The organism is Polaromonas jejuensis NBRC 106434, assembly GCF_001598235.1.
GTDB lineage: Bacteria > Pseudomonadota > Gammaproteobacteria > Burkholderiales > Burkholderiaceae_C > Polaromonas > Polaromonas jejuensis.
The window spans coordinates 25,886-38,169 of record NZ_BCYO01000034.1; the positions used below are offsets into that span (position 1 = coordinate 25,886).

The following is a 12,284-nucleotide window of genomic DNA, read 5'->3' on the forward strand; positions in this document are numbered from 1 at the left end:
AAAATGATTGGCAAAAATGTTCAATTCACCCGCTGGCTGCGTCCTTGCCAGAACGGCTCACGCAAACGGTTCTTCAGCACCTTGCCGGCGGCCGACAACGGCAAGGCCTCGATGAAGTCCACCGTCTTCGGACACTTGTAGCCGGCCAGCCGCGTGCGACAGTGATCACGCAGTGCCTGCCCATCGGCCAGGTGCCCCGGACGCAACACCACCACGGCGTGCACGGCCTCGCCCCACTGCTCGCTGGGCACGCCGATGACCGCACAGCTGGCCACTGCGGGGTGCAGCATCAGGGCCGCCTCGACCTCGACGGAATAGACGTTCTCGCCGCCGCTGATGATCATGTCCTTGAGGCGGTCCACCACGTGCATGTAACCCGACCCATCCATCCAGGCGCCATCGCCGGTAAACAGCCAGCCATCGCGCAGCGCGCCGGCCGTCTCCGCGGGCTTGTTCCAGTAACCGAGCATCACACCCGGACCGCGCACCGCGATCTCGCCCACCGTCCCGGACAGCACCGGCTGGCCCTCGCCATCGACGATGCGCACCTCGCAGCCATAGCCGGCACGCCCCACCGAGCGCAGCACCTTGTCAAAACGCGCTCGCGTCGCCTGGCACATTGGGCCATTGAGGCTCACCACAGCCGAGGTTTCCGTCATGCCGTACGAGGTGATGAAGCCCACATGCGGCAGCGCCTGCATGGCACGGTCCAGCAGCGCGGGCGGCATGGGAGACGCCCCATGCACGATGCGCTGCAGGCTGCGCAGCCGTGCGGCGTCAAAGACTGGATGGTCCAGCAGCATTTGCAGCATGCTGGGCACCAGCATCACGTCGCTGACGCGGTGGCGTTCGATGGCGTCGAGCACCGCGTCGGCGCGAAACACCGGTTCGATCACACTGGTCGCTCCGATCACGATCTGCGTCACCAGCCGTCCCAGTCCCGCCACGTGAAACAGCGGCGCGACCAGCAGCGAAATACCATCCGGCGCCATGGACAGCTCGGCCAGCCGTGCCACGGCGGCAGACCACAGGTTGGCGTGCGAGAGCATCACCCCCTTGGGGAAGCCGGTGGTGCCGCCGGTGTAGAGGATGGCAGCGAGCTCATCGCCCTGGCGCCCGGCGTCCGTCATGGGGGCTGCGGCCTGCAGCAGGGCTTCATACGACAGCATGCCCTCGGGCGCGGCTGCGTCGCCCGCGTGGACCACCGTCCGCACCACCGTGGCCTGCTGGCGGATGGCCGGCACCTGCGCGGCAAAGGCATCGTCCACCAGCAGCACGGCTGTTTCGCAGTCGTTCAGTGAATAGGCGATCTCGGCTGCGCTCCAGCGCGTGTTGACCGGATTGGCCACGGCACCCGCCCACCACACGGCCAGAAAGAATTCGGCATAGCGATCGGAGTTGTGCGCCAGCATGGCGACACGGTCCCCGGGTTGCACGCCCAGCGTGCGCAAGGCGCCGGCCAGGCGGGCCACGCGGCCACCCAAGGTGCCGAAACTGTGGCGCCGCCCGGAGAAAATCGTCGCCGTGCGCTCAGGGCATTGCTGCAGGGCCCGGTGCAGGCCTTGGGTCAGATACATCGGCTTGTCTCCTGGAGTTACAGGCAACAAGCGTACGTAGCTCCCCTTGCAGCCACAATGGCCGCCGCGTGCAAAACCGGTTGGCAAAAACGATCAGGATGCGGCCGACGACAGATGGGTCTGCCGGTATACGCCCGGCGACAGCCCGGTCCAGCCCTTGAAGGCGCGGTGGAAGGTGCTGGCCTCGGAAAACCCGAGCCGGTTCGCAATGTCGAGCAGCGTGAGTTCGGGCTGGCCGAGGTATTCGATGGCCACGTCCCGCCGCAGGTCGTCCTTGATCGCCTGGAAGCCCTGCCCTTCGTCGCGCAGGCGCCGGCGCAGGGTCTGCGGCGTCATGGCCAGCGACTGACCCACGGACTCCAGCGACGGCAGTTCCTCAGAAAGGTGCCGGCGCAACAGACGGCGGATGCGCTCGGTGAGACTGGTCTGGTCGCGGTACTTGACCAGCAGGCTGGTCGGTGCCTGCTGGAGGAACTCCTGCAGGCTCTGGCTGTTCTGCACCACCGGCAGGTCCAGCCAGCGCGCATCGAAACGGAAACCGACCCAGGGGTACTCGTAGCGCACCGGAGCCTGAAAGAGCCGCCCGGCATCGCTGCTGCAGCCGACGTCGACCGGACGGTACATCACCTCCAGCACCGGAATGCGCCTGGCGACCAGCCAGGAGGCCAGCCCATAGGTGAAGAAACAAAAGGTGCGATCGGCGTAGCCCAGTTTCGGATCCCGCTCGCCATGCGAGGCCAGCCGCACCGAGGCCATGCCCTGCTCCACCACCAGACGCGGTACAAAGTCGTGCAGCAGCAGGTGGTAGAAGCGAAAACCGGTGCGCAGCGCCTCGCCGAGCGTGCGGCAGTGAATCAGCAGGCTGCATACCTGCGCGAAGCTGCCCAGCCTGATCGGGTGGCTGCACAGGCCCCAGAGCTCGTCGCGGGTGACACGGCTCAGGATCCGGATCAGCGCCGCGTACTGGGCCTGTGTGACGCGCGACAGCGGCGAATCCAGCAACGCCGGGGCAATGCCGGCACGCCGCAGGATGGGCTCCGCATCCAGCCCCCGCACGCGAGCCCCCTGCAGGATCTGGATGACCTGCAGGATGGCAATCGTATGGTGGGTACCCGGAACCGACATCAATCCAGTTTAATGCCCAGTTCCTGCACAAAGAGCTTTTCGCGCGCGGTCTGCTCGATGGCGTACTTCCTGTAGTCCTCGCTGCCCATGTAAATGGGCACCTGGTCGTTCTGCTCCAGCACGCGCAGGTAGCCGGGGTCGCTCATCGCCTTGCGGAACGCATCGTGCAGCACCTTCACCACTTTCGGGTCCATGCCCTTGGGGCCGGCCAGGCCGATGGGCGAGTTCACCACGATGTCGTAGCCCAGTTCCTTCAGCGTGGGCACCTGCGGCCAGCGCTTGAGCCGGCTGTCGCCCAGCGTGGCCAGCACGCGGGCCTTGCCGGACTCGGCCAGCGCGCCCCAGCCGGGATCGGAGATCACCATCAGGTGTCCGCCAAGCAGGGCCGTCGACTCCTCGGCTATGCCCTTGAAGGGAATGAAGTTCAGCCGCACGCCGGCCGCCTTGGCCAGGCGTTCAGCGGCGATGTGGCCGCCGCTGCCGCGGCCGGTGGCGCCGTAGCTGACCGTTCCCGGGTTCTTCTTCGCGTCGGCCAGCAGGTCCTGCAGCGTCTTCCAGGGCGCATCCTGGCGCACCACGATGCCATTGGTGTAACCGGTCAGGCAAATCAGGTAGGTGAAATCGGTGACGGGGTCATAGCTGACCTTCATCAGGTGCGGCAGGCGGAACAGCGTGGCGGCCACCAGCGAGATCGTATAGCCGTCCGGTGCCGCTGACTGCGCCATGCCGGCCGGGCCCAGCGTGCCGCCCACGCCGGGGCGGTTGACGATGACGAGCGGTTGTCCCAGATCCTTCGAGGCCGCCTGCGCCAGGGCGCGGATTTGCACGTCAGTGGCGCCGCCCGGCGGGAACGGCAGGATCAGCGTGATGGGCTTGGACGGGTAGGTTTCGGCGTGTGCCGGGGACAGCCCCGCCAGCACCGCCGCCGCCAGCAGCAGCGCCGCCCACAGCCAGCGCGTGGCCCCGCGCAGAGGCCGGCGCCATTGTCCTTGCATGCTCGCAGTCATCTTGTGCTCCTCTGGTTATGGAAATGATGGAAACTGCAATGAAAAAACAGGGTCAGCCCACGGCGTCCTGGCGCCGCAGCGCAGCGATGTCATCGAGGCTGTAGCCCGCACCGCGCAGCACCTCGTCGGTGTGCTCGCCCTGGCGCGGCGCCGGGTGGCGCACGGCGAATTCGAAGCCGGTCATCTTTACCGGGCAGGCCAGTTGCCGCGCGCCCAAGGGCCCCTGCGCCTCCTGCGCACCGGCTAGCGGCAGCACCATGCCACGCGCCAGGAAATGCTCGCTGGCCAGCGCGTCCTCCAGCTTGAGCACCGGCGTCACACAGCAGTCGCTGCCCTGCAGGGTCTGGGTCCACCATGCCAGCGAATGCGCGCCGATCACGCGCTGGAGTTCGGCGCGCACCCAGTCGGACTGGGCCGGGTCGCTGGGCGCGTGCAGCGCCTGCAGATCCGCACGGCCGATCAGCGCGCAGAAACCGTCCCAGAACTTCTTTTCCAGCGCCGCCACCGCCACATGCCCGCCGTCCGCCGTGGCGTACATCGCGTAGCACGGCAAGGCGCCGGTGAGCTTGCTGGCCCCGGCCGGCGCGGTCTTGCCCTGTGTATTGACGGCTGCCAGCGGAATCACCGCATGCGCGAGCAGCCCGTCGGCAATGGCGATGTCCACGTGCCGGCCGAGCCCCGTGCGCGCGACGTCGTACAGGGCCGCCAGGATGCCCATCACCGCGGTCAATGAGCCGCCGAGCAGGTCCGCCACCGGCACGTTGGACAGCGCCGGCGGCTGGCCGGGCGCGCCGATCTGGTCGGCCACCCCGGTCCAGCCGCAGTAGTTCATGTCGTGACCGGGCGCGTCCTTGTACGGCCCGGTCTGGCCGTAGCCGGTCAGGCTGCAGTAGACGATCCTCGGATTGCGCGCGGCGACCGCCGCATAGCCCACTCCCAGGCGATCCATCACGCCGGGGCGGAAGCTCTCCACCAGCACGTCGGCCTGCTCGCACAGGCGCAGCAACGTGGCCACACCCTCGGGCTGCTTGAGGTCGATGCGGATGCCGCGCTTGTTGCGGTTGACCAGGGTGCGCACCGCCTCGGCCGCGTAGTCGCCGGCGCCAGTGTCCTCCACCTTGATCACCTCGGCGCCCAGGTCGGCCAGGTGCAGGGTACAGACCGGGCCGGGCAACAGTCGGGTGAGGTCCAGCACGCGGACACCGGCCAGGGGTGCGCCCTGGCGTTGGGACAGTCTGGCAAGCGAGGCGGAAGGATTGCGCATGGGAGGCTCTTGAAACTGGCACCAGTCTAGGTAGCCACCCCGCGCCCAACAATGGCGCACACGCTCAAAGCCATTGGCAGGAAAGATCAGGCGGCCCTGCCGGCCGCCGGGAGGCTCAAGCCCTTTTTGCGACACCCCGGCCGATTGGAAACTCGCCATTGCGCGCAGGATGGCGCTGGCCGAGGCCGGCAGCGGCCGCGCCTTGAGGTGGGCGAGCATGAACGGCGTCACCCTTGGGCTTGCTCCGGCGCCGCAGCCCCACCGGGCGTTCGCCGTACACCCCGCTGGCAATGTACACCGCGCCCAGGAATCGGGCTTGCACCTCCATAGGCCCCACCAGCCCAGCCAATTTGTCCCAGGGCCGGCCCAGGCCCTCGAGCGTGGTCGTGGAATGCAGCGCGGCCGGCAGCACGAACCAGTTGATCGGCCAGATCCACGGGCCGGCCCATTGGAGGCCCGCAGCCACCACATGGGCGCCGGGCTTGAGATGCCTGACAACGTTGGCAATGGCCTCGGGCTGGCGCAGGATGTCATGGGTGAAATGGAACAGTGCCGCATCGGCCATCACCGGTATCTCGGCCATCTCGACCGGAGCGCACAGCGTGGTGACATTCTTCCAGTGGGACTGCCCGATACGGTCACGCGCCTGCTGCAGCATCTCGGGACATTGCTCGAGGCCGACGATCCGTCCTTTCGCGCCAATGTCCTGCTGGAGCTGCTCGAAACTCAAGCCCGTGCCGCAGCCCACATCCAGCACCGTATCGCCGGACCGCAACGCGAGCCGGACAATGGCTTCGCGCCGGATGGGCCTGAACAGGGCCAGTTCGAGATCGTAAAAGCCGGCGCGGTCCCGATACTGTGCCAGCGCGGCACTGCGGTCAGGGTCGGCGTCCCGCTTCGTCATGGCCAGCCCGTCAGCGGGTGATGACCACGAGCACGCTGCAGGGCGCATGCTCGATCAGGGAGCCCGAAATGGAGCCGCGCCACCAGCGCGCCGCCCAGCTGTCCAGGTGCTTGTGGCCGACGATGATCAGGTCGGCGTCGACTCGTTGTGCGTACCTGGTGATTTCATTGACCGATTCGCCGAGCAGGACTTCACCGCTGGCTTTGTACCCGGACAGCGAGAGCCGGTGCAGGCCGTCGTCGAGCACGGCCTGGTATTTTTTCTTCTCGCGCTCTTCGGACTCCAGGTCATAGGCAGCGCCTTCCATGCCGATGAAGCCCATCGTCAAAGGCATGACGGCGATCAGGAACAATTTCGACTGGCTCCATTGCGCGAGGTCCTGGCAGTCAAGCAAGGCCTTCTGCCCGGTATTGGAGCCGTCGTAAGCCAGCAAAATACGCTTGTACATGGGTCACCTCCTGGTTGGAGCCCTACACGCTTCGAGCCCGGTTTCAAGCATAGACCCGATGGGCGCGCATGGGTAGCCCCGTGGCTCGACGGCATCCGCCAATTGCTATCTGTTTGGCAGCATCTTTGGCAATATTGACAAGCGCTGCCGTCATGTTTTGCCCGGAACATTTTTTTCGCGCCCCACCCGTTTCGGGGCACCGACTGCGGCAGCATCCTGCCTTCGACTGCCGATGGCGCGGACACGCCGGGCAGGCGGACTATTACCTGCACGGACAGCCTGCATTTCGACAGCGGCATGGGCCACCTGCGTATTCCGGTGCCGTTGACCACTTGTGCCGGTAATAGCTGACCACTGCTGCTGGTATTCATTGACCAGGCCCAAACGCACATTTCTCCGTCACAAATGGCAAGCTATCGCTGCCGGCTTGCTGCTGGGGCGTGCCCGAAGCTAAGGCAGAATACGGCCACTAGCTGCCGTTGGTGACCGGCTCCTTTACGGGCCCTCAATACGAAAGACCGAGGACTGGGCAGGATCAAAAAAAACGCAATATGTGCCGACTCACGTATCGATCAACAGGGTTGAACGACCTGAAAGTCGCTACCTGGACGATCCGGCATTGCCTATCGACGACCGCTTCGATGAGCAGAAAATCAGGCACTGGGGCATTGGGGCGCTCGAACTAGCTTTTCGCCGGTAGCCTGAGGGTGGGCAAGCGTACTGCGGCCGTCATGAGCTGGAGCCTTGCGCTTACCTGAAGGACGTGCCGAGCAGGCTGCCAACGCAGCCCGCCAGTCGCACTGCAGAGGTGATGCCGCTTCGCTGGACGCAGCCGGCATAACGCGAATTCCGATCCGACCTCGGCGTGTCAAGATGACGGCAAGACGCATATGCGGATTTGGGAGGCCTTGGGGTTCATCCGACCTTCCCTCTGCGTTCGGGCGGAACGCGTTGCGGGCCAACGATTCTGACCAGACCAACAAGTATGCTGGTCGCCTGAGCGCGCCATGGTTCCCTGACCCGATTTCAGGTAACCTTGCGTCAAAATCAGGGAGGATAAATGCTCAAGAGCATCGAGAAAATAAAAAGGCTCGGGGTCTATCAGAACTACAGCAAGCCTGTGGACACGCAGGAGTTCGGAGTCAAGAACCTCATTTACGGCTGGAACTACTCTGGGAAGACAACCCTCTCACGGCTATTCGCTCAGCTTGAGGCAAAGACAGCCAACCCGGACTTATCCGGATGCGAATTCTCTTTCGGTACCGACAGTGATGCGATCACCGAAAAGAACTTCAATTGGTGCGACGTCTCCGTTCGCGTTTTCAATTCCGATTTTGTAAAGGCCAATCTGCACTTCGATGGCGGAAGCTTCAATCCCATCCTCCTGCTCGGCAAAGAATCCGAGGAAGCACAACGGAAGATCGACAAGTTGGGCGAGCGGATCAAGCGTTCTGACTCGGTTCAACGCAAGCTGCATGGCAAGTTTGAGGATCTGAAGACACGCATCGCCCAAGCCAAGACAGAGGCTGCCAAGTTCATCCGCCAACGCTTAAAGGTTGACCCCTATACGGCCGCGCATCTGGGACAGGATGTGCAGGCCGTGAGCATTCTCGACCCCCAGCTATTCACGGAGAAAGAACTCGCCGATGCCATTGAACTGGCATTAACGCCTGATTCCAAGAAGCCAAGCACTGTTGATGAGCTTCACACATCTCCGGCGATTGAGGAGCTGCACAAAGAGGCCGTGACGGTACTTGCCGCGACGCCAAACTTTTCCAATACCCTGATGCACCTCGAAGAGAACCCAGCCATAGAACGCTGGGTGCAAAGTGGCTTGCATCTGCACCCTACCGCCGGTACGTGTGAGTTTTGCGGTAACGAACTATCGCCGGCTCGTCTTGAGGAATTTCGCACTCACTTCTCGAAAGATCTGGCAGACCACAAAGAAAAGGTTGAAGGGTTGCTTGAACGAGTGAAGGCGGCAGAGTTCATATTGACATGGCCTAAAGCCGCCGAACTCAACCCGCAATTTCGAGACAGCTACAACGTCGCCATCGATGCATTGCCGGCGGCCATCAAGGAATTCAACCAGGCGGTCAAGAAACTTGCCGGCGAAGTTCAACGCAAGGCCGATGACTCACGCAAAGCCATGGAGCCCACCCCATTACCCCAGGGCCTGGAGATGGGAATCAAGGACGCAGCAGCAGCGGTCAATGCAATCATCAAAAAAAACAATGAGCTGGCCTCTAACTTCACGAAGGCCAGAGCTGACTCCCTGCGCAAGGCAAAGTATCACTACGTGCAGCAGTTCGTCGACGAACAGGATGCCGCCGGCCTGGAGGTGAGGAAGGATCGGCAGGTCAAGCGGTACGACCGGCTGAAGGCCTACGTCGCTAAGCTCCAGCCAGAGATCGACAGGCTTCAAGCCGAAATCAGTCAAGCTCAACAGGGCAGAGAGAAGATCAATGAACGCTTGGCTTCGATACTGGGTAGCGAGGCTGTTCAAATAAAGGTCGTCAAAGACTCAGCAGGCCAAGATCGATTTCAAATGATTCGAAAGAACGGGGCCGCTGCAAAGAACCTGAGCGACGGGGAACGAACCGCTATTGCCTTCTCATACTTCCTTACAAAACTGCAGGAGATCAAGCCCGCAGAGTTTAAGGAGACCATCGTCTACATCGACGACCCGATCTCAAGCTTGGACGCCAATCACATTTTTCAGGTGACTGCCGCTATACGGGCGCTGTTCTTCACACAGCAGGACAAGAACGCGCCTTGGCAAACGACTTGCAGGCAGCTCTTCGTCTCCACGCACAATTTTGAGTTCTTCAACCTGCTCAGGGAAATCAAGCCTGTAGCAAGCAAACAGGGAGCACGGCTGTTTTTGATCAAGCGAATTGCCGAGAATTCGTCAACGCTGGAGAACATGCCGGCGTCACTGGCACGCTATCAATCCGAATACCACTTCCTGTTCGAAGTCATTCATCGGTTCAATCAGGCTCCGGACAAGACCGCTCACGACGTGCTGATGTTGCTCCCGAATGCGATGAGGCGATTCGTCGAGCTCTACACCTACTCCAGGCTTCCTGGCCCGAAGGATGCAGAGCAGGTTGACGAACGCGCAGAAGTTCTTTTCGGCGTCGAGCGGGCGAAGCGAATCCTGAAGATCTTCCACTACTTCAGTCACGGCAACACGCTTGATCGGCTTGCGGGCAACAACGAACTGATCTTTGATCTGGAGCATGCCGTCAGGGATCTGATCGATGCCATAACGGAAAAGGACAGGCCGCACATGGACGCCCTGATTGCATCGACTCAGCCCTGACCGAATGTACGACTTCCGAACGCTTTCGCCGATTGACTTCGAACTGCTTGTGCGCGACCTGCTGCAGGCGGAATTCAACATCACCATGGAGAGTTTTGGCCCAGGCAAAGATGGCGGAATCGACTTCCGCTTTGCCGTGGCGGATCAGGGTGTGGTGGTTCAGGTCAAGCATCATGTTGAGGGCGGGAGCAGGAGTCTGATTCGGGCTGCCGCCAAGGAGGATCAGAAGGTACGGAGATTGGCTCCAGGCCGATACATCCTTGCCACGTCAATATCGCTTACGCCGGCGCTGAAAGGAAAAGTTATACAAGCGATGCCATCCGCGCCCCTAAGCGTTGGCGACGTGATAGGTCGCGAGGACTTGAACAACCTCTTGGGAATGTATCCCCATGTATTGCGCCAGCATTTCAAGCTCTGGCTCACCAGTACAGATGTTCTCGAGCGAATCTTGCACAGCGCGGTCTATAACAGGACAGACGCAGAACTCGCGCGCATCAAGCAACTGGTCCCCAAATTCGTCCACAACCCGAGCTTGGGTGAGGCGGAGAAGATCCTGCAAGACCGCGGAGCGCTGATCATTGCGGGCGATCCGGGTGTAGGGAAAACGACGCTTGGACGCATGTTGCTTTGGTTGCATATGGAGCAGGACTGGAAGGTTTTCGTCGTTGACGATCTTCAAGACGCAATGGCGGTGAGCACGGCCGGTGAGAAGCGGCTTCTCTTCCTCGACGATTTCCTGGGGCAGATCAGCTTAACCAATGAGTTGCTCGGCAAGGTCGACCGGCAACTACCGGTTTTCCTGGACCGACTCCGGAACAACAAGGATCTACGTTTCATCCTGACGACCAGGTCGTATCTTCTCAACCAAGCGCAGCTTGAATCGGACAAGCTTTCGTCACCTCGCATGGCCGCGAGCGAAATGGTGTTGGACGTCGGGGTCTATACCCGCATCATCAAGGCGAAGATTGTCTTCAACCACATCTACTTCTCAGATTTGGTCGGCGAGGAAAAGGCCAAGCTCCTGGAAGGTGACTTCTTTCTCAAGATAATTGATCATCGGAATTTCAGCCCTCGATTGATTGAACTGCTGACCTCGGCGGACTATTACTTGGTGCGGGAAGAACCCATTCAGACTACCGTGCTTCGTGTTTTGGATAACCCGGTGGAGCTCTGGGAAAGACCGTATCGAGCGCACTTGAGCGCAGATGCAAGGTGCTTGATGTGGGCGGCCTTTTTCTCCGGCTCGTATGTCTGGACGGAATATTGCTTGGAGATGTTCAAGCGTGTCGCTGCAAGCGCGGGCTATCAGGTCGCTCCATCAGAAGCAGTTGCACGCTTCCGCAATGGGCTGAAGGAGTTGAGTAGTTCGTTCGTGTCAGTCGAAGATCAGAGAATTTCGTTTGCCAACCCGGGCATTCGGGACTTCCTAAGCAGGGTAGTCATCGACGATCACCTTCTCCCTGTTGTCGTGCGAGCCGTATCGACGATCTACGAATTTCGCAGCGCATGGAGTTTCTTCAAACTTCACATCACTACGTGTCGAAATCAGTTTAGCGATGAAGTTCTGTGGGTCGAGGCTATGGGTCGCGTTCAGAACCATAGAAGCACTACGGCAATTGAATCCTTTCGACATGTCCTCGAGATGTGCGAGCACCTGCCGGGGCTCCAGATCCAGTCGGTTCTCGAAAGAGCAACGAACGACTTGAAGACCCAAGGAATTGAGGGTCGAGATCACTACGAGTGCCTGTTTTCGCTGCGACAGGTGAAGCGGCTGCAATTTCAGACAAGTGACCTACTTGATCGAGCTCGCGACGTTTTGACGGAGGCCTCCGCAAACATGCTCGCCAACATTGGTGAAGACTTGGCGATTGACGACATCACGAGCATTGCTGGCGCACTGGCCCAATTGGTGGAGTCGAAAGTGGTGCGCGACGCAGCGGCTGATGCGTTGCGAGGATTCATTCTCGGCATTGACGACAAACTTGCCGACGTCTCGTCCAGCCAAGAGCTCAACACCATTCACGAAGGACTTGTCTCCGCCGCAAGGGCATACGGCGTTGGCATCGACGAGACGCTCACCCGAGACATTGAGAACCGACGGGAAGCACTCGAAGAGCGTGAGAACGAAGCTGACGAAGCCCCTTATCAGCACACCGGCCCGCAAGCAGGGTCAGGTGATATCTCAGACTCGGAAATCCAGTCGATGTTTTCGATGATGAATGGTTATGCCGGCACTCACTGATGAGTAGCTTGGTTGGCTCTTAGCGCCTTGAGTCCTTGCCCTTGGTTCAAGCCATTTTGACCGCACCCGTCGAATCAACACGGTGTTGCAGAGGTCAACAGCGCCACAACCAGCGTCCCTCCCGGGGGGATAGTACCTTCCAATGACGGCTTCAAGGCATGAACTCGTGCTGGTCGACTGACTCCAATGGGCCCTAAGGGGAAGTTCGTACTTCTCCGAAGCCGACATTCGGTGGTTAACGCCAGCGAAGTGGTCTGCTTTCACCGGAATGGTGGTCAATGATTGCCAGCATGCGCAGGCCACCTGCATGTCAGCGTCGCCGAGATGCTGGCGGTTTGTGCGGCGAGGGTTCGCAGCACGCCGCCACGCGTTCAACGATTGCGTTTGCTCCG

8 protein-coding genes and 1 pseudogene are annotated in these 12,284 nt (G+C 61.4%); 3 read left to right on the forward strand and 6 right to left on the reverse strand.

What is annotated here, in order from left to right; genetic code table 11:
- Positions 1-20 precede the first annotated feature (20 nt).
- The 6 genes from PJE01S_RS21850 to PJE01S_RS21875 all read right to left on the reverse strand — a co-directional run bounded on the left by PJE01S_RS21850 (position 21) and on the right by PJE01S_RS21875 (position 6,325).
- Positions 21-1,577, reverse strand: coding sequence for a long-chain-fatty-acid--CoA ligase (locus PJE01S_RS21850; RefSeq protein ID WP_068835833.1), 1,557 nt, complete (start codon positions 1,575-1,577; stop codon positions 21-23).
- Between the two features lie 93 nt (positions 1,578-1,670).
- Entirely contained in the window at positions 1,671-2,702 is a 1,032-nt protein-coding gene (locus PJE01S_RS21855) for an AraC family transcriptional regulator (protein WP_068835834.1), read from the reverse strand.
- Complete coding sequence (locus PJE01S_RS21860) at positions 2,702-3,709, reverse strand: tripartite tricarboxylate transporter substrate binding protein (protein ID WP_084389700.1); 1,008 nt, start codon at positions 3,707-3,709, stop codon at positions 2,702-2,704. The genes PJE01S_RS21855 and PJE01S_RS21860 overlap by 1 nt, the downstream gene beginning before the upstream one ends.
- A gap of 52 nt (positions 3,710-3,761) precedes the next feature.
- Positions 3,762-4,973: a CaiB/BaiF CoA transferase family protein gene (locus PJE01S_RS21865; protein WP_068835835.1), complete on the reverse strand. Its 1,212-nt coding sequence runs from the start codon at positions 4,971-4,973 to the stop codon at positions 3,762-3,764.
- A gap of 115 nt (positions 4,974-5,088) precedes the next feature.
- The gene (locus PJE01S_RS21870) at positions 5,089-5,877 is read right to left on the reverse strand and encodes a class I SAM-dependent methyltransferase (RefSeq protein ID WP_084389701.1); all 789 of its coding nucleotides are present in this window, start codon (positions 5,875-5,877) and stop codon (positions 5,089-5,091) included.
- A gap of 10 nt (positions 5,878-5,887) precedes the next feature.
- A complete protein-coding gene (locus PJE01S_RS21875) occupies positions 5,888-6,325 on the reverse strand; it encodes a universal stress protein (protein ID WP_068835836.1) in 438 nt (145 codons plus the stop codon).
- Between the two features lie 595 nt (positions 6,326-6,920).
- Here PJE01S_RS21875 and PJE01S_RS26095 point away from each other — a divergent pair.
- The 3 genes and pseudogenes from PJE01S_RS26095 to PJE01S_RS21885 all read left to right on the forward strand — a co-directional run.
- Positions 6,921-7,166 (forward strand): annotated as a pseudogene (locus PJE01S_RS26095) (IS66 family transposase); the annotation flags it as partial.
- A gap of 219 nt (positions 7,167-7,385) precedes the next feature.
- The gene (locus tag PJE01S_RS21880; protein ID WP_068835837.1) at positions 7,386-9,650 is read left to right on the forward strand and encodes an AAA family ATPase; all 2,265 of its coding nucleotides are present in this window, start codon (positions 7,386-7,388) and stop codon (positions 9,648-9,650) included.
- 4 nt (positions 9,651-9,654) lie between these two features.
- Entirely contained in the window at positions 9,655-11,892 is a 2,238-nt protein-coding gene (locus tag PJE01S_RS21885) for an nSTAND3 domain-containing NTPase (RefSeq protein WP_068835838.1), read from the forward strand.
- The last annotated feature ends 392 nt before the right edge of the window (positions 11,893-12,284 follow it).

Bases quoted from the DNA above. Each gene is read 5' to 3' on its own strand.
- PJE01S_RS21865 (WP_068835835.1), bottom strand. From the start codon at position 4,973: ATGCGCAATCCTTCCGCCTCGCTTGCCAGACTGTCCCAACGCCAGGGC.
- PJE01S_RS21880 (WP_068835837.1), top strand. From the start codon at position 7,386: ATGCTCAAGAGCATCGAGAAAATAAAAAGGCTCGGGGTCTATCAGAAC.
- PJE01S_RS21870 (WP_084389701.1), bottom strand. From the start codon at position 5,877: ATGACGAAGCGGGACGCCGACCCTGACCGCAGTGCCGCGCTGGCACAG.
- PJE01S_RS21860 (WP_084389700.1), bottom strand. From the start codon at position 3,709: ATGACTGCGAGCATGCAAGGACAATGGCGCCGGCCTCTGCGCGGGGCC.
- PJE01S_RS21855 (WP_068835834.1), bottom strand. From the start codon at position 2,702: ATGTCGGTTCCGGGTACCCACCATACGATTGCCATCCTGCAGGTCATC.
- PJE01S_RS21850 (WP_068835833.1), bottom strand. From the start codon at position 1,577: ATGTATCTGACCCAAGGCCTGCACCGGGCCCTGCAGCAATGCCCTGAG.
- PJE01S_RS21885 (WP_068835838.1), top strand. From the start codon at position 9,655: ATGTACGACTTCCGAACGCTTTCGCCGATTGACTTCGAACTGCTTGTG.
- PJE01S_RS21875 (WP_068835836.1), bottom strand. From the start codon at position 6,325: ATGTACAAGCGTATTTTGCTGGCTTACGACGGCTCCAATACCGGGCAG.